The sequence below is a fragment of the Caballeronia sp. LP006 genome, assembly GCF_031450995.1.
In the GTDB taxonomy this organism is placed as follows: domain Bacteria; phylum Pseudomonadota; class Gammaproteobacteria; order Burkholderiales; family Burkholderiaceae; genus Caballeronia.
Genome location: NZ_JARTVW010000005.1, coordinates 2646394 through 2670307, shown reverse-complemented (window position 1 = coordinate 2670307; position 23914 = coordinate 2646394). Strand labels below are relative to the sequence as shown.

At 62.6% G+C, this 23914-nt stretch carries 26 protein-coding genes; 9 read left to right on the top strand and 17 right to left on the bottom strand.

Going from position 1 to position 23914, the window contains the following annotated elements:
• Positions 1–147: 147 nt before the first annotated feature.
• From P9250_RS29065 to P9250_RS29055, 3 genes are all read left to right on the top strand, one after another.
• On the top strand, positions 148–969 hold the full coding sequence (locus P9250_RS29065) for an alpha/beta fold hydrolase (protein WP_244826023.1): 822 nt from the start codon (positions 148–150) through the stop codon (positions 967–969).
• A gap of 171 nt (positions 970–1140) precedes the next feature.
• Complete coding sequence (locus P9250_RS29060; protein ID WP_309962614.1) at positions 1141–1608, top strand: ImmA/IrrE family metallo-endopeptidase; 468 nt, start codon at positions 1141–1143, stop codon at positions 1606–1608.
• Complete coding sequence (locus tag P9250_RS29055; RefSeq protein ID WP_310396511.1) at positions 1605–2072, top strand: hypothetical protein; 468 nt, start codon at positions 1605–1607, stop codon at positions 2070–2072. Before P9250_RS29060 ends, P9250_RS29055 begins: the two co-directional genes overlap by 4 nt.
• Positions 2073–2118: 46 nt before the next feature.
• Here P9250_RS29055 and P9250_RS29050 read toward each other — a convergent pair whose 3' ends face one another.
• The 5 genes from P9250_RS29050 to P9250_RS29030 form a co-directional block, all read right to left on the bottom strand.
• The gene (locus P9250_RS29050; RefSeq protein WP_244826018.1) at positions 2119–3228 is read right to left on the bottom strand and encodes a glycosyltransferase; all 1110 of its coding nucleotides are present in this window, start codon (positions 3226–3228) and stop codon (positions 2119–2121) included.
• A gap of 45 nt (positions 3229–3273) precedes the next feature.
• The gene (gene galE, locus P9250_RS29045) at positions 3274–4344 is read right to left on the bottom strand and encodes a UDP-glucose 4-epimerase GalE (protein ID WP_244826017.1); all 1071 of its coding nucleotides are present in this window, start codon (positions 4342–4344) and stop codon (positions 3274–3276) included.
• A 24-nt stretch (positions 4345–4368) separates the two neighbouring features.
• A complete protein-coding gene (locus P9250_RS29040) occupies positions 4369–5508 on the bottom strand; it encodes a glycosyltransferase family 4 protein (RefSeq protein WP_310396509.1) in 1140 nt (379 codons plus the stop codon).
• Positions 5509–5631: 123 nt separating this feature from the next.
• On the bottom strand, positions 5632–6441 hold the full coding sequence (locus P9250_RS29035) for a glycosyltransferase (protein WP_250465379.1): 810 nt from the start codon (positions 6439–6441) through the stop codon (positions 5632–5634).
• Positions 6438–7700 (bottom strand): oligosaccharide flippase family protein, encoded by a 1263-nt coding sequence (locus P9250_RS29030; protein WP_309844115.1) that lies wholly within the window; start codon positions 7698–7700, stop codon positions 6438–6440. Before P9250_RS29030 ends, P9250_RS29035 begins: the two co-directional genes overlap by 4 nt.
• A gap of 449 nt (positions 7701–8149) precedes the next feature.
• Between P9250_RS29030 and P9250_RS29025 the strand changes: the two genes are divergently transcribed.
• Positions 8150–9550: a phosphomannomutase/phosphoglucomutase gene (locus tag P9250_RS29025; protein ID WP_244826013.1), complete on the top strand. Its 1401-nt coding sequence runs from the start codon at positions 8150–8152 to the stop codon at positions 9548–9550.
• Positions 9551–9611: 61 nt separating this feature from the next.
• On the opposite strand, the gene P9250_RS29020 is transcribed toward P9250_RS29025, so the two are convergent.
• Entirely contained in the window at positions 9612–10043 is a 432-nt protein-coding gene (locus P9250_RS29020; protein ID WP_309844113.1) for a DUF29 domain-containing protein, read from the bottom strand.
• A 196-nt stretch (positions 10044–10239) separates the two neighbouring features.
• On the opposite strand from P9250_RS29020, the gene waaC reads away from it, so the two are divergent.
• From waaC to waaA, 3 genes are all read left to right on the top strand, one after another.
• Positions 10240–11235: a lipopolysaccharide heptosyltransferase I gene (gene waaC / locus P9250_RS29015; RefSeq protein WP_244826011.1), complete on the top strand. Its 996-nt coding sequence runs from the start codon at positions 10240–10242 to the stop codon at positions 11233–11235.
• A 68-nt stretch (positions 11236–11303) separates the two neighbouring features.
• Complete coding sequence (locus P9250_RS29010; protein ID WP_250465374.1) at positions 11304–12188, top strand: Kdo hydroxylase family protein; 885 nt, start codon at positions 11304–11306, stop codon at positions 12186–12188.
• A gap of 44 nt (positions 12189–12232) precedes the next feature.
• Positions 12233–13555: a lipid IV(A) 3-deoxy-D-manno-octulosonic acid transferase gene (gene waaA, locus P9250_RS29005; protein ID WP_250526196.1), complete on the top strand. Its 1323-nt coding sequence runs from the start codon at positions 12233–12235 to the stop codon at positions 13553–13555.
• 15 nt (positions 13556–13570) lie between these two features.
• On the opposite strand, the gene P9250_RS29000 is transcribed toward waaA, so the two are convergent.
• Positions 13571–14821 carry a glycosyltransferase gene (locus P9250_RS29000; RefSeq protein WP_409014980.1) on the bottom strand — a complete coding sequence of 417 codons (1251 nt, stop codon included), beginning with the start codon at positions 14819–14821 and terminating at the stop codon, positions 13571–13573.
• A gap of 160 nt (positions 14822–14981) precedes the next feature.
• Here P9250_RS29000 and P9250_RS28995 point away from each other — a divergent pair, with 160 nt between their 5' ends.
• On the top strand, positions 14982–15395 hold the full coding sequence (locus tag P9250_RS28995; protein ID WP_310396502.1) for a hypothetical protein: 414 nt from the start codon (positions 14982–14984) through the stop codon (positions 15393–15395).
• Positions 15392–16453, top strand: a complete 1062-nt coding sequence (locus tag P9250_RS28990; protein WP_310396500.1) for a DMT family transporter — start codon at positions 15392–15394, stop codon at positions 16451–16453. The genes P9250_RS28995 and P9250_RS28990 overlap by 4 nt, the downstream gene beginning before the upstream one ends.
• A gap of 15 nt (positions 16454–16468) precedes the next feature.
• Here the strand turns inward: P9250_RS28990 and ureG are convergent, their stop codons facing one another.
• The 10 genes from ureG to P9250_RS28940 form a co-directional block, all read right to left on the bottom strand.
• Positions 16469–17116 (bottom strand): urease accessory protein UreG, encoded by a 648-nt coding sequence (gene ureG, locus P9250_RS28985; RefSeq protein ID WP_244826002.1) that lies wholly within the window; start codon positions 17114–17116, stop codon positions 16469–16471.
• A 32-nt stretch (positions 17117–17148) separates the two neighbouring features.
• Entirely contained in the window at positions 17149–17829 is a 681-nt protein-coding gene (locus P9250_RS28980; RefSeq protein ID WP_250465363.1) for an urease accessory protein UreF, read from the bottom strand.
• Positions 17829–18485, bottom strand: a complete 657-nt coding sequence (gene ureE, locus P9250_RS28975; RefSeq protein WP_310396497.1) for an urease accessory protein UreE — start codon at positions 18483–18485, stop codon at positions 17829–17831. The genes P9250_RS28980 and ureE overlap by 1 nt, the downstream gene beginning before the upstream one ends.
• Before the next feature lie 8 nt (positions 18486–18493).
• Positions 18494–20200: an urease subunit alpha gene (gene ureC, locus P9250_RS28970; RefSeq protein ID WP_309844096.1), complete on the bottom strand. Its 1707-nt coding sequence runs from the start codon at positions 20198–20200 to the stop codon at positions 18494–18496.
• Between the two features lie 16 nt (positions 20201–20216).
• The gene (locus P9250_RS28965; protein WP_250509380.1) at positions 20217–20522 is read right to left on the bottom strand and encodes an urease subunit beta; all 306 of its coding nucleotides are present in this window, start codon (positions 20520–20522) and stop codon (positions 20217–20219) included.
• A 4-nt stretch (positions 20523–20526) separates the two neighbouring features.
• The gene (gene ureA / locus P9250_RS28960) at positions 20527–20829 is read right to left on the bottom strand and encodes an urease subunit gamma (protein ID WP_244825992.1); all 303 of its coding nucleotides are present in this window, start codon (positions 20827–20829) and stop codon (positions 20527–20529) included.
• A 101-nt stretch (positions 20830–20930) separates the two neighbouring features.
• Entirely contained in the window at positions 20931–21650 is a 720-nt protein-coding gene (locus tag P9250_RS28955; protein ID WP_244825991.1) for an amino acid ABC transporter ATP-binding protein, read from the bottom strand.
• The gene (locus tag P9250_RS28950; RefSeq protein ID WP_244825990.1) at positions 21637–22287 is read right to left on the bottom strand and encodes an amino acid ABC transporter permease; all 651 of its coding nucleotides are present in this window, start codon (positions 22285–22287) and stop codon (positions 21637–21639) included. The genes P9250_RS28955 and P9250_RS28950 overlap by 14 nt, the downstream gene beginning before the upstream one ends.
• A complete protein-coding gene (locus tag P9250_RS28945; protein WP_244825988.1) occupies positions 22284–22961 on the bottom strand; it encodes an amino acid ABC transporter permease in 678 nt (225 codons plus the stop codon). Before P9250_RS28945 ends, P9250_RS28950 begins: the two co-directional genes overlap by 4 nt.
• Before the next feature lie 18 nt (positions 22962–22979).
• Complete coding sequence (locus P9250_RS28940; RefSeq protein ID WP_250509379.1) at positions 22980–23783, bottom strand: transporter substrate-binding domain-containing protein; 804 nt, start codon at positions 23781–23783, stop codon at positions 22980–22982.
• Positions 23784–23914: the final 131 nt, after the last annotated feature.

Sequence of the window (23914 nt, the reverse complement as noted above, 5' to 3'; positions counted from 1 at the left end):
GTTCGCATCACGTCCGCCGGTCACACAATCGCTTCACACTTCACTGCAGAAATCGCGCGCGTGCGTGATAGGCATCGCCATTGGCGCAGGCTGCAGCGCGGAAACCGCGCTTCTCCCAATTGTTGGATTTTCGAGGAGTTCCACACGATGAGCACGATCAAGACGAAAGACGGCACCTCCATCTATTACAAGGACTGGGGCAGCGGCAAGCCGGTGGTGTTCTCGCACGGCTGGCCGCTCGACGCCGATGCCTGGGACGCTCAAATGCTTTTCCTCGCGGGCAAGGGATACCGCGTGATCGCGCACGACCGTCGCGGACACGGTCGTTCGGATCAACCGTCGGAAGGCAACGACATGGACACTTATGCCGACGATCTCGCCGCGCTGCTCGACACGCTCGATATCACGGGCGCCACGCTCGTCGGCCACTCGACGGGAGGCGGCGAGGTCGCGCATTACATCGGCCGGCATGGCACGAAGCGCGTGGCCAAGGCCGTGCTGATCGGCGCGGTGCCGCCGCTCATGCTCAAGACCGAGGCAAATCCGGACGGCTTGCCGATCGACGTTTTCGACGGCATACGCCAGGGTGTGGCTGCGGATCGCTCGCAGTTCTATCAGGATCTGACGATGCCGTTCTACGGCTACAACCGCGAAGGCGCGAAGATTTCGCAGGGCGTGCGCGACCTGTTCTGGCTGCAGGGCATGCGCGGCGGCATCAAGGGGCATTACGAGTGCATCAAGCAGTTCTCGGAAGTGGACTACACGGCCGACCTCGAAAAGTTCGACGTGCCCACGCTCTTTCTGCATGGCGACGACGACCAGATCGTGCCCATCGGCGCGGCGGCGGAGAAGGCGTCGAAGATCGTGAAGAATGCGACGTTGAAGGTGTATCCGGGCGGCGCGCACGGCATGTGCACGGTCGAGGCGGATAAGGTGAATGCGGACTTGCTGGCTTTCATCGAGAGTTAAACAAGCTTTGCGTGACTCGTTCTTGCAGGCGAGTCACGCGTTACGCGTTGGCCATTCGGATGAGGTGCGCAGGATAGATGTATCGTGGATGATAGACTCCAGACGACAGAATCGCGAAGGATGACGAAGTAATTGACGCGAGGGTTATTTTGTTGATGGAGGGCAGGAATTATGCCGATAAGAACGGCGGAGTATCTATATTCGAAGTACTGGGATGGTCGGTTGCCGGTCGATCCGGAGGCCATCGCGCGGGCGGCAGGCGTAACGGTCAACTTCGATCCTGATATGGGCGAGGTTTTCGGGCGCTTCGAGAGAGTGGACGGCAAACCGCATATCTACATCAATTCGCGCGAGGGGAAACGGCGGCAGCGATTTTCAATTGCGCATGAACTTGGGCACTTCGCTCTCAGACATGGCAATTCCTTCGTCGATACGGCGAAGCAGTTCGTGGAAGTGCCGCGAAGATTGGTCGAGTTACAAGCCAATACTTTCGCGCTGGAGCTGCTCATCCCGGGTTTTGCGGTCGACATTCTTATCGACAAAAGGAATATCACGAGCATAAAAAAATTGAGCGAACAGTTTCATGTCGGCCAAGGCGCAATGACGATCAAGTTGGGGCAAATGGGATGGGTTTCATGAACGCAGAAGCTGGGTCGGCGAAAGTGCGAGACGAACGGGTCTATCTGGATACCGACGCTGAGGAGCTATCAGTGACAACGATAGTGCATCCGTATTTACTGAGAGAGCAGGTTGCCGACCGACGGCAATATCGAAGGTTCAGGCATTACACATTCATCGGTATGGCCGGATTGATCGCAGTTCTTCTCGTCATGCTAGCCGCGTGGATTATCACGTTCGGCTGGCGCATTTTCGGTTCTTCAGCCCGAAACTATTCATCGCATGTCGAGTTGTTGCTGGCGCCGCTTGTGGTGCTGGCTTCACTGGTCGCCGTGTCCATGCTGCCCATCGTCCGCCTGGTATTCCGGCAACTCGGAGAGAAAGACGACAACAAGAACGGCGTCACCATCTGGCAAACGGTCATCAGCGAAATCGGCGATGCTCTAAAGGAGTATGTGGGTCGCAGCCCCAAATCCCCCGCCTGAAACCAAAACCGCCCGTGCAAGACACGGGCGGTTTAGAAAACATGATTCACTTGCGCACCACGTGCGGCCGTCGAAACACCATCCATCGCGGAACCTTGAATCGCACGATGCTGATGTACAGCCACACGTAAGTCGCCGCAAACACCATCACGAAACAGAACAAATGCAGCGTGTGCCGCCAGAACAAGGTCGCGGGAATCACCGCAATCAGGCATAGCAGCCAGAGATAGGGCGAAGTCAGCGAATTGCGTCGGGTGAGTTCACGCGCATTCTGCACGCCGACCGCCCAGCGCATCAGCCGCTTGTAAACCAGCATATGCAGATGCACGCCATCCGGAATTCCCGGCGACATGCCGCGAATGAACTTCTTGCGGTAGATCGAGAAACACGTCTCGAAGATCGGGTACATGAAAAGCAGCACGGGATACCATGCGGAGACATCGCGGTTGCGCATCACGAGCAGGATTGACAGTTCGCCGAGCATGAAACCGACGAAGTACGCGCCGCCATCGCCGAGAAAGATCAGTCCCGCCGGAAAATTCCAGATGAAGAAGCCCATCACCGCGCCCATCATGATGAGCGAGCCCGACAGCACGACCGGATCGTGCACCTGAAACGCCACGTAGGCGAGCGAGGCGAACATCATGAACGTGACCATCGAAGCGAGGCCGTTGAAGCCGTCGATGATATTCACCGCGTTGGCGAGCGCCGCCACCGCGATCACCGTGACCGCGCATGAAATGACCGCGTAGGAAAGCAGAAAGTCGAGCGGCGGCACGCTGATGCGCGTCACCGCGATATTCAGAACCGCATACGCGAGCCCGGCCGCCGCCATGGTGCAGACAAGCCGGATGAGCGGCGTCACGCGCTTGGTCATGTCTTCGATCAAGCCGGAGAGAAACGCCGGCATGCCGCACGCGATGATGCCGAGTATCCCGCCCGAAACGAGCGGGTAACTCCATCGCAATTGCACGGCCGATACCGTCAGTCCGCACAAAATGCCGACGCCGCCGATGCGTGGCACCGGTCGCGCATGAAACTTCTGCACGCCGGCAAGATCGGTGTCGCCCAGCACGCCTTCATGCAGGTGCGCGAACCGCACGATCAACAACGTCACCAGCAGCGACACCAGAAAAGCAAGCGCGAAACTAAGCATGAAATAGGACCGGTTGATACGAGTGAAGCAAGGCGCCGCGACGCCTCAGGCAAAGCCTCGCGGATTTTGCGACTGCCAGCGCCAGTGATCCGCGCACATGCGCTCGATGCCATGTTCCGCGCGCCAGCCGATCAGCGCGAGCGCCGCGGCCGGGTCGGCGTAGCAAGCGGCGACATCGCCCGGACGGCGCGGCACGAGTTCGTAAGGCACGGGCTTGCCCGACGCCGTTTCGAATGCCTTGACCACATCCAGCACGCTATAGCCTTGTCCCGTGCCGAGATTGACGACGAAACTTCGGTCGAGCGACTTCAGCGCATCGATTGCGGCAATATGCCCGCGCGCCAGATCGACCACATGAATGTAATCGCGCACGCCGGTGCCGTCGGGCGTCTCGTAGTCGCTGCCGAACACGCGCAGGCGTTCCAGCTTGCCGACCGCCACTTGCGCCACGTAAGGCATCAGATTGTTCGGCACGCCCGCCGGATCTTCGCCGATGAGCCCGCTTTCATGCGCGCCGACCGGGTTGAAATAGCGCAGCGTCGCGATACGCCACGACGGATCGGACACTTCGAGATCGCGCAAAATTTGCTCGGCGATGAGCTTCGATTGCCCGTACGGATTGGTCGCAGACAGCGGAAAACTCTCGTCGATCGGCACGCTTTGCGGCACGCCGTACACCGTTGCCGACGAACTGAACACGAAGTTGCGCACGTTGCGCTCGCGCATCACGTTGAGCACGGCAAGCAGGCTGCCGATGTTGTTGCTGTAGTACTCGATCGGCTTCGCGACCGATTCGCCCACCGCCTTCAACGCGGCGAAGTGGATCGCGCCGGTGATCTCGTGCGCATCGAAAATCCGGCGAAGCGCGGCTTCGTCGCGCGCGTCTTCCTGATAAAACGCCACCGGCTTGCCCGCAATGCGCTCCACGCGCTTGAGCGACTCCGCGCGGCTGTTGACGAGATTGTCGATGACCACCACGCCGTAGCCCGCGCCGAGCAGTTCGACGCAGGTATGCGAGCCGATGAAGCCCGCGCCGCCTGTCACCAGAATCGTGCCTCGCGAGGTGGTTTGTGCCGTGTCCTGCGCCGCGTTCTCATGCGCCCCGTTGCCATTCATCGTGTGCTCCCCAGAAATCGAAATTCAGAGTGAAATGCCGGTTATGGCGTGTATTGTGCCCTTGTATCGTTCGACGACATTTTTTTCGTCGAATTCGCGGGTGACTTTCTCGCGGCCGCGTTGCGCCATTGCTTCGCGCTCGCTACGTGGCAGCGTCAGCATGCTTTCGAGTTGCGCGGTGAGGCTGTCCGCGCTCTTGACTTCGCAAAGCAGGCCGTTTTCGCCGTGCGCGACCACTTCGCGGCAGCCGGGCACGTCGGTCGCGACGATCGGACGGCCCATCGCGGAGGCTTCCATCAAGGTGCGCGGCACGCCTTCGCGATACGAAGGCAGCACGACGCAATCCGCCGCCGCGACGAGCGGCCGAACGTCGTTCGCTTCGCCCAGATATTCGACGATATTCTCACGCTCCCACGCTTCTACGTCCGTGCGGCCGATCGCGCTGGGATTATCGACGCCAACTGGCCCCAGCAACTGGAAACGCGCATGCGGATAGCGGCGCTTGAGCCGTCGCGCCGCTTCCACGTATTCGGCCACGCCCTTGTCCCACAAGAGCCGCCCGATCAGGATGAACACGACGTCTTCGCGTTCGGGCAACGGCTCGAAGGCGAACTCGTCGAGATCGACGCCTTCGCCATGCAGACGGCGCGCGCGATCCGGGTGCACAAGCAGTTTTTCATCGTTGAAGGCGGCGAGATCGTCCTGATTCAGAAACCAGATTTCGCGCGGAAAACGGAACGCAAAGCGATAAAGCCGCTTGGCGATCTGCGCCGTGCGGCTTTTCTGGATGAACACGTAGCCGAGTCCCGTCGTCACCGCAATCGAAGGCACGCGCGCCAGCATGGCCGCAAGCGAGCCGTAGATATTCGGCTTGATCGTGTAGTGGAAAACGAGATGCGGACGCGTCGCGCGATATTCGCGATACAGCGCGACGAGCGTCTTCAGGTCCTGACGCGGGTCCGTGCCTTTGGACGCCACCGGCAATTCGACGCAGCGGCAGCCCATTGCCTCCAGCGGCTCGAACGTGCGGTCGCGCGGCGCGATGATCGTCACTTCGGCTCCGTTGTCCGTCAGCATGCGCAGCACGCCGCGCCGGTAGGTATAAATGGCCCATGCCGTGTTGCACACGAGGGCGATGCGAAGGCGCTGCGGTGGTTTCGTCATCCGGGAGTCGTTTTTTTACGGTTCGCCGTGCGAGGCGGAACACGCCGCGCGCTTGCGCTTGTGCACGGCCAACCGTAGCGCAAAATCAATCGAAAGCAATTCGACAATAAGTTCAGGGTGCAACTATTTCGTGGGCGTGGAAGGCCGCAGCAGTTTCGCCTTCAACGCCTTGAGCGCGCGATACGGCAGCAGCAGATGCGCAATGCTCTTGCCGATGCCCGCCCAGTCGAACACGTTGCCCGCCCGCAAGTAACGCCATTGCAGGCGCAGCGTTGACAGCGTCTGCGTGCGGCGTTTCGTGGCGCTGATGCCGTTCTCGTTCAGCTCGTAGTAGAGACCGAACGCCGGCAGATTCGCGCCGTCGTAGCGTGCAAGCAGACGCAGCAGCAGATCCAGGTCTTCCGCCGCGCGATAGTCCGCGCGATAGTTGCCGACCTCGCGCACCGCCTCGACACGCAGCATCAGCGAGGGATGCGCGAAGCACGAGCGCGCGAGCATCATGCGGCGGATTGTGTCCGGTTCGGTCGGCGGCGTGAGATCGAAGAGCGGCGCGCCGCCGGTGGCTACCACGTGCGTCCACATGCCGAGCGCGGCTACACGCGGATGCGCCTCGAGATACGCACGCTGCATCGCGAGCCGCCCGGGCGTCGCGAGATCGCCGCTGTCGATACGCGCCGCGTAGCGCAAACCGCGCGCGGCAAGCGCTTCGATGCCGGCCTGCAACGCGCGCTCGATCCCGCCGTTTTCGGGCAGTCGCAGAATCGCGATCCGCATGCCGTCGATGACCGGCGCGACGATGGGTGGCGTGCTGCCGTCATCGACGATCAGCACTTGCACGGGCGACGTTTCATCGAACGAGGCGAGCGTGCGTTCCAGGTCGGCCTGACCGTTGTACGCGGGAATGAGGACGGCGACATCGGAGAGAGCGTTCATGCTGACAGGCGCAAGCGTATGTAATAGAAATTCACCGACGCCGCCGCCAGATAACCCGCAGCCAGTCCGATCAACGCGCCGTAGCCTTCGAAGCGCGGAATGGCGAACGCATTCACCGCGAACGCGACGCCGAGCGCGAGCAGCCATTTCGCGAGCAGCACGTACTTCGCCTGAAATTTCAGGACCACGAGATTGCCGATTGCCTCGATGCCCGCCGGCACCGAAAGCCACACCGCCCAGCGGAAAATTTCCGTGGCGCCCGCATAGTTCGGCCCGAAGACTCGCGTGATGATGAAGCCCGCGAGGGCGTCGAGCACGGCGGCGCCGGCGACCATCAAAACGGCGGTCAGCGCGAAGAGGCGCCACAGATTGCGCTTCAGTTGCGCGGTGTCCGTCACGCGATAAACGAACGCCGGCGCGATGGTCTGCGCCAGCATCAGCGCAAGCGCGATCCAGTTCTCGTTCAATTGCTGCGCGGCGGAATAAAGCCCGAGTTCCGCGAACGATACGCGATGCGCGAGCATCAGCCGGTCGAGTTTCAGGAACAGATACATGCAGATGAGGCCGATCCAGAACACCGTACCCGCGCTCGCGAAGTGCCTGAAGAGCGCGCGGTCGAAGTGCCAGCCGAGCCTGCCGCCGTGCCGCCGCATGTAATACACGAGAAGCACGCCGCCTATCGCCGCCGCTTCCAGCGCCCACAGCCAGCCGAAACTCGCCGCGCTCATCGCCATGCGCACGAAGGCATAGACGAGCGCCGCCTTGACGATGGCCGTGAACATGCTCGCGATCAATTGCGGCTTGCTGTAGGTCATGCTCTGCAGCCACGCGTTAATCACGCCGATGAACGGCTCGCGAAACAACATGGTGAGCGCAAGACCGGCGAGCATGGCGCCCACGAGCGGGTCGGTGAAGCCCGCCGCGATCCATGTCCAGGTCATGACGAGCGCAATCGCCGATACCGCGATGCGCAGCACGAAGGCGCTGCCGAGCACGACGCCCGTGCGCGCGGGCGGTTCCTTCACGATGGTCGGCACCAGAATTTCCGCGCCGCAGACCCACGTGATCGGCGCGATGACGAGCAAGAGCGTATTCGCGTACTGCCATTTGCCGAACGCGTCCGGGCCGAGATAGCGCGCGAGCAGCCCCGAAATGACGATGGCCACCGCAATCTGCGTCAGCCTTTCGAGCCCGAGCCAGACGATGTTGGCGAGCGCCCGCGCGACGTCCGGATTGCCCGAGCGTGTCAACGCCTTCATGCCGCGCGTACCGAGGTGTGGTCGGGCATGCCGTGTGCTAGCAAAACCTGACGGTCCGACGCTTTCGCGATTTTCGCCAGCTTCGTGACAAACGTTCGCCGCAACGGAAAATAGTTTTGTGTGGTGGCGCGCGAAGGCGCCTCATTCCCGGGCATCGAGGCGAAAGAGCGATTAGGCATTGGATTAGAATGAGCGCGCGAGGCTTTGCCGCGACGCGCAGCATGAAAACGTGGAAAGCGCTGAAAGACAGCGATTATAAGTGCGAACCGAAGCTCGATCCTCGAAGCCGCGGTCGCGATGCGCAAGCACACTTGCAGGCAGAATTCGAACCGTCATCTGGCATGCGCTTGCATGCCGGCGCGTTTTACATCGATCACGTTTCGACCTGCACGCCCTCATGGCTGCATCGCCGAGAATCCATCAATCAAACGAGAAGAGGTAGCCATCTTATGACCCAGGTATCCCAATCCATTTTCAAGGCCTACGACATCCGCGGCATCGTCGGCAAGACGGTCGACAAGGACGTGGCGAAGAACATCGGCCAAGCGTTCGGCAGCGAGATCCGCAAGCAGGGCGGCGATTCCGTCGTCGTTGCGCGCGATGGCCGTCTGTCCGGCCCGGAACTCGTCGGCGCGCTCGCGGACGGCCTGCGCGCGGCGGGCGTCGATGTCATCGATATCGGCATGGTGCCGACGCCCGTCGGCTACTTCGCCGCGAGCGTGCCGCTGCCCTTGCCCGAGGGCGAGCGGCGCGTGGATTCGTGCATCGTCGTGACGGGCAGCCACAATCCGCCCGACTACAACGGCTTCAAGATGGTGCTGCGCGGCGCGGCCATCTACGGCGAGCAGATTCAGAGCCTGTATCAGCGGATCGTCAACGACGACTTCGAAACGGGCGAAGGCAGCTACACCGAGTTCGACGTCCAGCAGATCTACCTCGACCGAATCCTGTCCGATGTGAAGCCGGTGCGCGGCATGAAGATCGTCATCGATGCAGGCAACGGCGTCGCGGGCGGTCTTGCGCCACGTCTGTTCAAGGCGCTCGGTTGCGAGCTGGTCGAACTCTTTACGGACATCGACGGCAACTTCCCGAACCATCACCCGGACCCGGCGCATGCAGAGAATCTGCAGGACGTCATGAAGGCGCTAAAGGAAACGGATGCCGAGATCGGCTTCGCATTCGATGGCGACGGCGACCGTCTCGGCGTGGTGACGAAGGACGGCCAGATGATCTATCCGGATCGCCAGCTGATGTTGTTTGCGCAGGAAGTGCTGTCGCGCAACAAGGGCGGCCAGATCATTTATGACGTGAAGTGCACGCGCAATCTCGCAAAATGGGTGCGCGAGCAGGGCGGCGAGCCGGTCATGTGGAAGACGGGCCACTCGCTCGTGAAGGCGAAGCTGCGCGAAACCGGCGCGCCGCTCGCGGGCGAAATGAGCGGTCACGTGTTCTTCAAGGACCGCTGGTACGGCTTCGACGACGGCCTTTACACGGGCGCGCGACTCCTCGAAATCCTTTCGCGCGTGGACGACCCGAGCAAGCTGCTCAACGACCTGCCGAACTCGCTGTCGACGCCTGAACTGCAGATCAAACTGGAAGAAGGCGAAAACTTCGAACTGATCGGACGCTTGCAGAAGTCGGCGAAGTTCGAAGGCGCGGACGATGTGCTGACCATCGACGGATTGCGTGTCGAATATCCGGATGGTTTCGGTCTCGCGCGTTCGTCGAACACGACGCCGGTCGTGGTGATGCGTTTCGAGGCGGACACCGAAGAGGCGTTGAAGCGCATTCAGGAAGATTTTCGCCGCGTGATTCTGGCTGAAAAGCCGGACGCGAAGCTGCCGTTCTGATTTGGACGGAGTGAGTCTAGATGGTTGGGAAGCGGCGCGGTTGGGCAAACCGCGCCGTTTTTCATTGGGAATAAAACTTTGCCGAAAGACTCTGCTCGGTCGACCAGGGCAGTTCTTCCGGGAACGCATCTAGTCCTTGTTCTTCGGCGGCTTTCGAAATGGCATCGGCCCACGTTCCGGTGAGCCAGCCCGAGTCGCGCAACGAAGTGTTCAGACTCGGCGTCTTTTGCAGCGCGACGCCGACGGCGCGGCGCTGTTCCTTGATCGTACGCTGCCAACTCGAGCCACGACGTCCCGGTTGGTATTGCCACTTGAGAAGATGCGCAAGCAGCACGGCCATACGGCTGGAAAGCTCGCGTTGTTCGCTCTTGCCGACGTCCTCGATTTCCTCCGCGATAGGTTCCACATCGATGGCCGAGAACTTACCAGCCCGCAGCAGCTCGGCTTGTTCCCGCGCCCACGCCACCACGTCCTGTTCGTAACGCGTTCCCATCGCAACTCCCTTTGTGGTCGGATATCCGGTACGGCTTGCCCGGTGATCGTCGTGTTACCGGCTTTTTTGCGCCCTTAAATCGCTTCAGGAGACAGCGAGCGCCGCCGCGCGCACAACCCGCGCTAAAATCCCGTTTCCCATCTCCAATTCACCGCGAGAATCGCCTGAACGCGAATCCGCGCCTGTCCCAATCAGCGTGCAAAAGATCCTGATCGTTCGCGTGTCGTCGCTTGGCGACGTCGTACACAACATGCCGGTTGTCGCCGACATTCGCCGCCGTTATCCCGATGCGCGGATCGACTGGCTCGTCGAGGAAAGTTTCGCGAGTCTCGTCGAACTCGTCGATGGCGTGCATCGCGCGATCCCGTTTTCGCTGCGACGCTGGCGCAAGAGTTTCGCGTCGCCCGCGAACTGGCGCGAGATCGGCAGGTTCAAGCGCCAGCTCGCCGCCGAGAAATACGATCTCGTGATCGACTGTCAAGGGCTCATCAAGACCGCGTGGGTCGCGAGCTGGGCGCGCGGGCCGCTCGTCGGCCTGGCGAATCGCACGGAAGGCGCGGGCTTCGAATGGCCCGTGCGCTTTTTCTACGACCGCCGCGTGCCGATCGAGCCGCGCACGCATGTGGTCGAACGCACGCGCCAGCTCGTGGCCGCCGCGCTCGATCTGCCGCGCCCGCAGCCCACCGACGATATCGACTTCGGCATCGATACGCGCCGTGCAACGCTCGCCATTTCAGAGCTCGGGCTGAATCTGCCGGTGCCTTATGTCGTGTTCGTGCACGCGACCTCCCGCGCCGACAAACAATGGCCCGAAGCCGCGTGGATCGAGCTCGGACAGGCGCTCGTCACGCGCGGTGCATCGATCGTGCTGCCGTGGGGCAACGAAGCCGAACGCGCGACGAGCGAGAAACTCGCGAAGGAATTCGGCGCGGCTGCCATCGTGCCGCCGAAACTCTCGCTGCCCGCGGTCGTCGGGCTGATCGATGGCGCGGCCGCGACCGTTGGCGTCGATACCGGGCTGGTTCATATCGCGGCGGCGCTGAAGCGTCCGACCGTCGAGTTGTACAATTTCTCGACCGCCTGGCGCACCGGCGGCTACTGGTCGCCGAAGGTCGTCAATCTTGGCGACGCGAGCCGGCATCCCACGTTGTCCGAAGTCAAGGCAGCGCTCGCGGGCTTCGGTCTCTTGTAGCGTGCCGTGATAGCGTGCCCGTCGCGCATTACGTTTCCAGGCGCCAAGCAACTCAAGGTCGAAGGCACATGACGGAATCTCAAATCATCGAAGTCGCTTCGTGCGATTGGCACGGCAAAAATCTTTCCGTACCGCGCGAAACGCTGCTCGCCGGCGTCGAAAACGGCAAAGTCCTCTATTTTCCCAATCTGCGGTTCGAGATTGCGGGCGGCGAACAGGCGCTGCTCGACCCGCGCATTGCAGACCCGAAGCGCAAGAACATCAGCCTCGCGCCCAACGGCGGCGCGCTTGCTGGCGTGCTCGGCGACAACGTGATGCAGTCGGCGGTGCGCTCGCTCATCGCGCGCTATCAGACGAACGCGCGCTCCCTGGTGGATGGCCTCTTCCCCGAATACGACGGCAAGTTGCGCGTCGCGCCAACCAGCTTGCGGCTGCATCAGGTGGAAACGCGCGAGACATCCTGGCGCAAGGACGACAGCCGTCTTCACGTCGATGCCTTTCCGTCGCGGCCGAATTACGGCGAACGCATTCTGCGCGTCTTCACCAACGTGAACCCGCAAGGCGCGCCGCGCGTGTGGCGCGTGGGCGAGCCGTTCGAGGACATGGCGAAGCGCTTCCTGCCGAACATCAAGGCGCAGACGCCGGGCGCGGCGTGGCTCATGAATCTGCTGCACATCACGAAGTCGAAGCGTAGCGAATACGACCACCTGATGCTGCATCTGCACGACGCGATGAAAGCCGATCTCGATTATCAAAAGGTTTCGCCGCAAGTGACGATGCCGTTTCCGCCCGGCTCGGTATGGGTCTGTTTCTCCGACCAGACGTCGCACGCGGTGATGTCCGGCCAGTTCATGATGGAGCAGACGTTCTTTCTGCCCGTCAAGTCGATGGCGCGGCCTGAGCGCGCGCCGCTCGGCATTCTCGAACGTCTCAAGGGCAGGGCGCTCGTTTGAACGGCGCAGCTATCGGAGCCGGCGCGCCACCTGCCTCGGCGGTGCTGATGAGGCTCGTGTATCGCGCGGCGTGGTGGCTCGTCGCGCCGCTTGCCGTGCTGCGCCTGTTGATTCGTTCGCGCAAGGAGCGCGGTTATCGCGAGCATATTGCCGAGCGCTTCGGTCGCGGTCCCGCGCGCCGCGCCGACGATCTCGCGCCGCTCGTCTGGGTGCATGCGGTGTCCGTGGGCGAGACGCGCGCGGCGCAACCGCTCATCGAAGCGTTGCTCAAGACGCATCCCGAAGCGCGGCTGCTTATTACGCACATGACGCCGAGCGGCCGCGCGACCGGCGAGCAGCTTTATGGCGATCGCGTCATGCGCGCTTATCTTCCCTACGACTCGCCGCGTTTCGTGCGGCGTTTTCTGCGTGCTTGGCGGCCGTCGCTCGGCATCGTGATGGAGACGGAAGTGTGGCCGACGCTCATCGACGAATGCAAGCACGCGGACGTGCCGCTCGTGCTGACGAACGCGCGCATGTCGGAGCGTTCGTTCAAGCGCGCGGCGCGTTTCGGCCGCGCGGTGCGCGAAGTGTTCGGCGGCTTTTCTCGCGTGCTGGCGCAGACGCCTTCGGATGCCGAGCGGCTCATCGCGCTTGGCGCGCGCAATGTCGCGGTGCTCGGCAACCTGAAGTTCGACATGAGCGCGCCGCCTGAACTCGTCGCACGCGGACAGGCTTGGCGCGCGGCCATCGGCAATCGGCCGGTGTGGGTGGCGGCAAGCACGCGCGAAGGCGAGGAAACTTTGGTGCTGCGCGCGTTCGCCGCGCTGAACGTGCACGATGCGTTGCTGATTCTCGTGCCGCGCCATCCGCAACGGTTCGATGAAGTATCGGCGATGATCGCGGCCGCCGGCATGAAGAGCGCGCGCCGTTCGGTGTGGGCGCCGAAGGCCGTGGCGGCGGGATCGGGCGCGGACGTGCCAGAGCCGTTGCCATCGAATGTGCAGGTTCTGCTCGGCGATTCCATGGGCGAACTCGGCGCGTACTACGCGGCGTCGGATCTGGCGTTTATCGGTGGGAGTTTGTTGCCGCTTGGCGGGCAGAATCTGATCGAGGCGTGCGCGGCGGGCGTGCCGGTGCTGATCGGGCCGCATACCTTCAACTTCACGCAGGCGACCAACGATGCCATCGCGGCGGGCGCGGCGTTGCGCGTGCAAGACCCGCAGGAACTCGCGCGCGGCCTGCGCGAGTTGTTCACCGACAAGCCGCAGCGTCTCGCGATGAGCGCGGCGGCCGCGGCGTTCGCGGCGCGGCATCGCGGGGCGACGGAGCGCACGGTGTCTATTCTGGGTGCGTTGCTGGACGAGGAGAGTGACGCGGAGCGTTGAGCCAGCGGCGACGACTCAGCGTGCCAGCAAGGCCGCAACGCATCGCGCGAAGCGTTCGTTGCTCACCGCGATGCCGTATTCCTCCGCGCGTTCCAGCGCGCGCGCCTGCATGTCGGCGCATAACGTGTCGTCGGTCAAGACGCGGCGCAGCGCATTGGCCAATTCATCCACGGATTCCACCGGAACCAGCAGACCGAAGCGCCCATCGCCGAGAATCTCGCGCGGGCCGGTCGGGCAATCGCTCGCGACCACTGGCTTGCCGAGCGCGAGCGCTTCGAGCAGCACCATCGGCATGCCTTCGTAGCGCGAACTCAGCACTTGCAGGCGCGCGCGGGCGACGAGCGCATGCGGATTGTTTCGATACCCCATGAAATGCACGCGCGCCGCGATCCCCAATTCGTTGGCGAGACCTTCGAGTTCGCGGCGAAACGCGCCGTCGCCGACGATCACGAGATGTTCGACGATCTGCCCGTCGCGCACGAGTTCGGCATAAGCGCGCAACAGCGTGCGATGGTCCTTTTGAATTTCGTCGAGCCGCGCGACGGAGACGATATACGGCGCGTCGCACGGCGCTGCTTCGCTGATCTGTCCGTTCTGCCGGATGCGCTCGATATCGATGGCGTTCGGCAACACGAAGATCCGCTTCAGCCCGCTGCCGAACATGGCGCGCGCTTCCGCCGCCATGTGATCGTTGAGCGCCGCGACGCCGTCGTAGCGCGCGAACTGCTCGGCAAGCCGGCGTTGTCGGCGCGGACGGCTGGCAAGCCTCGCGTCGAAGCTGAAATGATTCACGCCGAGCCACGCGATATCGAACTGACCCGCAAGCCGGCGCAGCGACATGTCGTAATCGACGATCAGCGCATGCTGGCGCGCGAGCGTTTCTACACGACGCTTCACATAGGGCCGCACGACGAGCGTATTGAAGACATCGCGGCCGATGCGCCCGAGCTTGCCCAGGCGCTTCGCGTAGCGCCGCGCCTGAAAGGTGTTGAGCCACGGCTTTTCCGCGAGGATTTCGATCTTCACGTCCGGCGGCACCAGCGCGCGAAAGCGGTTTTCGAACGCGGGCGACGGGTGCATGACGGACAACGTGACGGCGAAGCGCGTGCGGTCGAAGACGCGCAGCCATTGAATCAGCGAGGACTCGATACCGCCATCGCCGAAGTCCACGATGTGGAAGAGGACGGGGACGGGCGTGGAATCGATTCCGGTTTGGCCTGGAAAAGGGTTCGTGGACGGTTGTTCGGACAAAGCAGCAGTGGGCATCATGTATCACGCTCGCAATTTCGGCGCAGGCGAACGTGAGGATCGAGGAAGCCGGTATGCTACCGCACGGGGTGTGGCGATGCAGAAAGCCGCCGGAAAATGCGGCGGAGTTACTGGCCGCGCGTCGTTGAAGATCATCATCGGACGAAGAAGGCACGTCATGGCGAGCGAATGGAAGCGGCGCATCATCGTGTTCGTGAAACGCTTCTGGCAACCGACGAGCGCGTGCATGACCTGCATGCCGGGAAGCTGGATGAACGTCATGAGCCTCGCGCACTGGACGCTGGCTTTCAAGACAGGGCTCGCCACGGGCATTCTCGCTGTGCTGATCACGTTCACGCCGGCGCGCAGGCTGTTTTTGAATCGATATGGCAATGCGCTCGTCGTCGGTGTTCTCACCATGATCGGCGACGCTTATTCGCATGCGAATCACTACGGTGTTCCGTTTTTCGAACCTTTGATGACGGGGCTGACTTCCGGTGTGCTGGCGCTCGTCGGGTGGTATATGTTCGAGGATCGCGGGCGGCGGATACGGGCGGTTTGGAAACATGTAGCCGGACCAAGAAATCGATGACCACTCGCCCGAACGCCGCCTTCACCGCCTTGCTCGCCGCCGCGTTATTCGGCGCGACCACGCCCATAGCCAAGGCGCTCCTAGGCACGCTTGCACCCTTCATGGTTGCCGGATTGTTCTATCTCGGCAGCGGCATCGGACTTGCCATCGTGTTGGTCGTGCGGCAGACGCTTTCCGCCACACGCGTCGAGCGTGGCGACATCCGCATCCCGCGAAACGAAACGCCTTGGCTCGTCGGCGCCATCGCGGCCGGCGGCGTCGCGGGCCCCGCGCTGCTCATGCTGGGCCTCGCCGCCACGCCTGCCGCGACCAGTTCGCTGCTGTTGAATCTCGAAGGCGTGTTCACCGCCGTCATCGCGTGGGTCGTCTTTCGGGAAAACGTCGACCTTCAGGTGTTCCTCGGCATGGTCGCGATCGTCGCCGGAGGCGCGGTGCTTTCGTGGCAGCCGGGCGCGGGTGGCATGACGTCCGGTGCGCTGTTGGTCGCGGGCGCGTGCTTTTGCTGGGCCATCGACAACAATCTGACGCGCAAGGTATCGACGAACGATGCCTTCGTCATCGCGTGCGTGAAAGGGCTCGTCGCGGGGACGGTCAATCTCGGCATCGCCTGCATGCTCGGCGCGCGGCTTCCCGATGCGTCGCATATGCTCATGGCCATGCTTACGGGATTTGCCGGATACGGTGTGAGCCTTGTTCTCTTCGTGGTCGCGCTGCGCAATCTGGGCACGGCGCGCACCGGCGCGTATTTTTCGGTTGCGCCGGTTTTCGGCGTCGCGCTCTCGCTGCTTCTATGGCCGGAATCGCCCTCGATGCTCTTCTGGTGCGCCGCCGCGCTAATGACGCTCGGCGTATGGCTGCATCTGCGGGAACGTCACGAACATGCCCACACGCACGAGCCGCTCGCGCATACGCACCGGCATCGACATGACGAGCATCATCGGCATGAACACGATTTCGAATGGGATGGCGTCGAGCCGCATGTGCATGAGCATCGGCATCTGCCGATCACGCACACGCATGCACATTTTCCGGATATTCATCATCGGCACCGTCATTGACGGCGCTCGAAGCGCCTAAACCAGCAAGCCTTTCTTCTCGATGAAGCCGATCACCGTATCCACGCCATCGAGCGCCTTGAGGTTGCACATCACGAACGGACGTTCACCGCGCATCTTCTTTGCGTCGCTTGCCATCACGTCGAGATTCGCGCCGACATAAGGCGCGAGATCCGTTTTATTGATGACGAGCAGATCCGACTTCGTGATGCCCGGTCCGCCTTTACGCGGGATCTTTTCGCCGCCCGCGACATCGATCACATAGATGGTCAGGTCCGACAGCTCGGGGCTGAAGGTCGCCGCGAGATTGTCGCCGCCCGATTCGATGAAGACGATGTCCGCATCCGGAAAGCGCGACACCATGCGATCGACGGCTTCGAGGTTGATCGACGCATCCTCGCGAATGGCCGTGTGTGGGCAACCGCCCGTCTCCACGCCCATGATGCGCTCGGCGGGCAGCGCGCCCGCAACGGTCAGGAGGCGCTGATCTTCCTTCGTGTAGATGTCATTGGTGATGGCGACGAGATCGTATTTCTCGCGCATCGCCTTGCAGAGCATTTCGAGCAGCGTGGTCTTGCCGGAGCCGACCGGCCCGCCCACGCCAACGCGCAACGGCGGCAGCTTCTTGGTTCGACGGGCGGCGGAAGAATAAGCAGGGGCGTTCATGGGCGTTGTTTGAAGTGCTTCGGTTTCTACGATCAGGAGCGGAAAAGCCGCGAATATTGCGACTCGTGCCGCGCCGACAAAATGCCGAGTTGCGGCGCGAAAGTATTGACCTGGTTCGGCGATGTCGCCAGCGCGCGGCGCACGGCGTCGTCTATCGGCGCGCGTAACGCCACGATGATGCGCTGCCCCGCAAGTTGCCCGAGCGGCACGGCCTTGAGCGCCGCGGCCGCCTGATTCTCGACCCAACTGAACGCGTAGGCGGCGAGCATCGCGTCGGGCGCGGCATCGTGCGCGAAGGCGGCAAAGGCAAACGCCGTCGGTTGCGCAATCGGCTTGATCGCGGCAAGCGTGGCGCGGCGCGCGGCATCGCCCCATTCGAGCGACGCGCACAACTGCGCAAGCGACCAGCCCATTTGCTCGGTCTCGCGGCGCAACTCCGACGACTCGCGGCTCGCGATGTATTCGTCGTTCGCCGCGGTCAAGGCGGCTTCGTCGTGCGCGTGCCAGCGTTGCAACTGATGCGCGAGGAACGGCAGTTCGCCGCGTGCGAGCACGTTGACGAGCCCGCTTGCAATCCAGTCGCGGGCACTGTCGGCATCGTGGATGAAACCGTGTTCGATGGCCGCTTCGAGTCCTTGCGAATAGCTGAACGCGCCGATAGGCAGCGCAGGCGACGCCAGATGCAGCAGCGCGGTGAGCTCAGCGGTTTGCATCAGTGATCGTGCTTGTGCTTGTGGTCGTGGCCATGATCATGCGAGTGATCGTGGCCGCATTGGGAGTGATCGTGATCATGGGCATCGTGAGCGTGCTTGTGCTCGTGTTCGTGTTCGTGGTCATGGTCATGGTCGTGCGAATGCCCGTGATGCTCGCTATAAACCTTCTGCGCGAGCGCATAGTCCTCGCCGAAGGTTTCATCGTGGCCGTGCTTGTGCCCGCCGCCATAAGCGCCGGTCTCAGGCTGAAACGGCTGCGACTCATGCCCGACGATACAACCGAGACGCCTGAGCATGTCTTCGAGCACCGGATCGGCTTCGAGCTTCAAATACTCCGCGCCGACTTCGACCGGCGTATGCCGGTTGCCAAGGTGATAAGCCGCGCGTGTCAAGAGACGCACGCTCGGCGCCCGCACGATCAGCACGTCCTCCGGCGCGGCCACCACGCGCACGAAACCGCCATCGTCCGCGACGAGCATGTCGCCGTCCGCGAGCACGGTGCCGCGCGGCATCACGAGCGCGACTTCCTCGCCGTGGTCCAGCGTGGCGGCAAGGCGGCTCTTGCAGCGCGCATCGAAGGCGAGCGTGAGCGTGGGCGCGCGTTTGACGAGTACAGGTGCGAGCTTGGCGGTAAGGCGTTTATCGATAGTGCGCATGGCGTGCGTCAGAACAGGAAGTAGCGTTGCGCCATCGGCAGAACGGTGGCGGGGTCGCAAGTGAGCAGTTGTCCGTCGGCGATCACCTGATAGGTCTGCGGATCGACGCTGATGGACGGTTGCCATGCATTGTGAATCATGTCGGCCTTCGTGACATTGCGGCAGTTTTTCACGGCGACGACCTGCTTCTTCAAACCGTAGCGATCCGCAATGCGCGCTTCCGCCGCCATCTGCGAGACGAACGTCAGCGACGTCTTGCCGAGCGCGCCGCCGCGCGTGGCGAACATCTCGCGATAATGCACCGGCTGCGGCGTAGGAATCGATGCGTTCGGATCGCCCATCTGCGCCACCGCGATCATCCCGCCCTTGACGATCATCGCGGGCTTCACGCCGAAGAACGCCGGTTCCCAGAAGACGAGGTCGGCCCATTTGCCCGGCTCGATGGAGCCCACTTCATGCGCGATGCCATGTGTGATTGCCGGGTTGATCGTGTACTTCGCGACATAACGCTTCGCGCGGAAGTTGTCGTTGCGTCCGGTGTCCTCGGGCAGCGCGCCGCGTTGCACCTTCATCTTGTGCGCCGTCTGCCAGGTGCGAATGATCACTTCGCCGACACGGCCCATCGCTTGCGAATCCGACGAAAGCATGGAAAGCGCGCCCAGATCGTGGAGGATATCCTCGGCCGCAATGGTCTCGCGGCGAATGCGCGATTCGGCGAATGCAATGTCTTCCGCAATCGACGGGTCGAGGTGATGGCACACCATCAGCATGTCGAGATGCTCGTCGAGCGTGTTGATGGTGTATGGGCGCGTGGGATTGGTGGAAGAGGGCAGCACGTTGGACTCGCCGCACACCTTGATGATGTCGGGTGCGTGACCGCCGCCCGCGCCTTCGGTGTGATACGTATGAATCGTGCGGCCCTTAAACGCGGCGACGGTGGTTTCGACGAAGCCGGCTTCGTTCAGCGTGTCCGTGTGGATGGCGACTTGCGTGTCGGTGTCGTCGGCGACGGAAAGGCAGTTGTCGATAGCCGCTGGAGTCGTGCCCCAGTCTTCGTGCAGCTTGAGGCCGATTGCGCCCGCCTTGATCTGTTCGACGAGCGGTTCCGCCAAGCTCGTGTTGCCCTTGCCGAGAAAGCCCAGGTTGACCGGCCAGCCATCGGCGGCTTGCAGCATGCGTTCGAGATGCCACGGGCCGGGCGTGCAGGTCGTGGCGTTGGTGCCGGTCGCGGGACCGGTGCCGCCGCCGAGCATGGTGGTCACGCCGCTTGCGAGCGCTTCGTCGATCTGCTGCGGGCTGATGAAGTGGATATGCGAGTCGATGCCGCCCGCGGTCACGATCATGCCTTCGCCCGCAATGACTTCGGTGGCCGCGCCGATCGCGATGTTCACGTTCGGCTGAATGTCGGGATTGCCCGCCTTGCCGATAGCGAAGACGCGTCCGCCCTTGATGCCGATGTCGGCTTTCACGATGCCCCAGTGATCGAGGATCAGCGCGTTGGTGACGACGGTATCGACCACTTCGGCGGATGGGCGCTGCGACTGGCCCATGCCGTCGCGAATGACCTTGCCGCCGCCGAACTTCACTTCCTCGCCGTACGTGGTGAAGTCGCGTTCGACTTCGATGATGAGGTCGGTGTCGGCGAGCCGCACACGGTCGCCGGTGGTCGGGCCGAACATTTCCGCGTAAGCGCGGCGGCCGATGCGTAACGTCATATCGTAGGTATCCTGGTCAGAGAGGGCCCATCACGAGGCCATTGAAGCCATAGACATGGCGATCGCCCGCGAGCGCGACGAGTTCGACGGTGCGCTCCTGTCCCGGTTCGAAGCGTACGGCGGTGCCGGCCGCGATGTTGAGACGAAAGCCGCGCGCCTTCTCCCGTTCGAACTTGAGTGCCGTGTTGACTTCGTAGAAGTGATAGTGCGAGCCGACCTGCACGGGGCGGTCGCCGTGATTCGCGACGGTGACCGTAACGGTTTCGCGGCCCACGTTGAGTTCGTGCTCGCCGTCGTCGATAAAGTATTCGCCGGGAATCATGTGCTTAGGGGATCGGATGGTGGACCGTGACCAGCTTCGTGCCATCGGGGAAGGTGGCTTCGATCTGGATGTCGGGGATCATTTCGGGCACGCCTTCCATGACGTCGTCACGGCTCAGCAGCGTGGTGCCGTAATGCATGACCTCGGCGACGGTCTGACCGTCGCGCGCCGCTTCCATGAGCGCCGCCGAAATGAAGGCGATGGCTTCCGGATAGTTCAGCTTGAGGCCGCGAGCGCGGCGGCGTTCGGCTAAGAGCGCCGCGGTGAAAATCAGCAGTTTGTCTTTTTCGCGAGGGGTGAGTTTCATCGGTCAGGGACGTTGACTTCGCTTGGGGGCGGGTGATCTATGCTAGCACTGGTTCAAGGGTGGAATGGGGAATCGAGCCCATGCATCGCGGCAAACGAGCCTCACTGAATGAACCTTTGCAGCTCCACCGTCGAAGGCCGCTCGAAAATCTCTTCGGGCGCGCCCGATTCCCAGACTCGCCCCTGATGCATGAAGACGACCTTGTCGGAAACCTTGCGCGCGAAGCGCATCTCATGCGTGACCATGATGAGCGTCATCCCGTCGCGAGCCAGGCTTTCGACGACCGCCAGCACTTCGCCGACGAGTTCGGGGTCGAGCGCCGAGGTGATTTCGTCGCACAGCAGCACGGTCGGCTTCATGGCAAGCGCGCGTGCAATGGCCACGCGCTGCTGCTGTCCTCCGGATAGCTGCTCGGGATAGGCGTCGAACTTGTCGCCGAGTCCCACGCGTTCGAGCACGCTATGGGCCGTGGCGCGCGCCTTCGCCTTGTGGATCTTTTTGACGACCGTCTGCGCGAGCATCACGTTTTGTCCCGCCGTCAGATGCGGAAAGAGGTTGTACTGCTGAAACACCATGCCGACTTTCAGACGCAACGCGCGGAGGTCGGCGCGGCGCGCATCGATATGTTCGCCATCGATCTCGATCGAACCTTCGTCGATACTTTCCAGTCCGTTCAAGGTCCGCAAGAGCGTGCTCTTGCCCGAGCCGCTTCGCCCGATGATGGCCACCACTTGCCCTTGCTCGACCGAAAAGTCGATGCCCTTCAGAACCTGATTCGAGCCGAACTGTTTTTGCAGATTGCGGGTTTCAACGAGCGGCATTCCATTTCCTTTCGAGCGTCCGCGCATAGCGCGTGAGCGGATAGCAAAGCACGAAGTAGATGATCGCAACGAGGCCGTACACGAGAAACGGCCGGAACGTCGCGTTCGAGATCATCGTGCCGGCTTTCGTGAGTTCGGTGAAGCCGATGATCGAAACGAGCGCCGTATCCTTCACCGCCTGCACCGCGAAGCCGACCGTCGGTCCAATGGCGATACGCAGCGCCTGCGGCAGGATCACATGACGCAATTGCTCGAAGTAGTTCATCGCCAGGCTGGACGACGCTTCCCACTGACCTTTCGGCACGGCTTCCACCGCGCCGCGCCAGATCTCCGCGAGATAGGCGCTCGTGAAGAACGTGAGACCCACGGTCGCCGCGAGCCACGGCGAGACTTCCACACCAATCAACGGCAAGCCGAAGAACACGAGAAAAAGCTGCATCAGCAAGGGCGTGCCCTGGAAAATCTGGATGTAGCCCTTCACGATGGTGCGCAAAAACTCCGACTTCGACACGCGCATCACGAGCAGCGCGAAGCCGACGACACCGCCGAGCACGAACGAGACGATCGACAGCACGATAGTCCAACGCGCGGCCAGCAACAGGTTCTCGACGATCTGAGCGAAAGTGAATTCGATCATCGCGCGGGACTCCGGCTGTTGACGAAAAAGCGCTTGCCTGCCGCGTTCAACGCCGCGCGCAGTATCAGCGCGAGCGCGAGATAAGCCGCCGTGATCAGGAAGCACGTCTCGAACGCGCGGAAGTTGCGCGACTGGATATAGCTCGCCGCGTAAGTCAGATCCGGCACGGAGATTTGCGACACCACCGCCGAGCCGAGCATGGTGATGACGATCTGACTCGTGAGCGCCGGGAACACCTTGGCGATCGCTTGCGGCAGCACGACGTGACGAAAGATCTCGCCGCGCGACATGGCAAGCGAAGCGGCCGCTTCGTGATGACCCTTCGGCACGGCGGCGATCCCCGACCGAATGATCTCGATGCTGTACGCGCCGAGATTGAGGGTCATCGCGAGAATCGCGGCGACGTATTCGCTCAAGTGGATGCCGAGCGCCGGCAAGCCGAAGAACACGAAGAACAGTTGCACGATGAACGGCGTGTTGCGGATGGCTTCGACATAGCCGCCGACGGATGCGCGCAACCACGCACGCGTGCTGTTGCGACCGGCCGCGCCGAGCACGCCGACGGTTACGCCGAGCACTGTTGAGACGGCCGTGAGCGCAAGCGTCGTCGCTGCGCCGCTCGCGAACATGCCCGCATAGTTCGTGAGATCGCCGAATTGGAGTTCATAGGCCATCGCTTGGGCAGTCCTCGATCAGAGGCTTGCGGGCAGCGGCTGGCCGAACCATTTCTTCGACATCGCGCCGAGCGTGCCGTCCTTCTTCGCCTGCGCGATGGCGTCGTTGACCTTCGCGAGCAGCTTCGGCTCGTTCTTGTTCAGGCCGACGAAGCACGGCGAGTCCTTGATGACGAACTTCGGTTCCGGACGGCGCGGCGGATTCTTCGCGATGATCGCGGCAGCCACGATGTTGCCCGCGGCGATCAACTGCACCTGACCCGAGAGGAATGCGGAGATGGTGGCGTTGTTGTCCTCGAAGCGCTTGATGGTGGCGTTGGGCGCCATCTGCGAGAGTGCGATTTCTTCCAGCGCGCCGCGCGTGGCGCCGACGGTCTTGCCGGTGAGATCGGCGGGACCGGTCACCTTGATGTCGGCGGGGCCGAACACGCCCTGGTAGTACGGCGCATAAGGCGCGGAAAAATCGAGGACCTTCTCGCGCTCCGGCGTCTTGCCGAGCGACGAGATCACGAGATCGACCTTGTTGGTGGTGAGATAAGGGATGCGGTTCGCGCTGTTCACCGGCACGAGTTCGAGCTTCACGTTCAACGCCTTGGCGAGCAGCGCGGCGGTATCGACGTCGTAGCCTTGCGGCTTCATGTCGGCACCCACGAAACCGAAAGGCGGATAGTCCTCGGGCACCGCGACGCGCAGCGTGCCGCTCTTCGCGATGTTGTCGAGTGCATCGGCATGTGCGGCGAGCGGTGTCAGTGCGAGGAGCGGGGCGGCGAGAAGCGCGGCGAGCGCCGTGCGGCGGCGGGCGAGAGCAAGCTTGATGTGCATCGAAGATCCTTCGTTCTTGAATCGACCGCGTTGGAGAGCGCGGCTTCTGAAGGATGTCTCAAGCGAAAGTCATGCCATTACGGCCCACGGCTTGTGGGCAGGAGGATCCGGCGTGGCGGCTGTATGTGCTT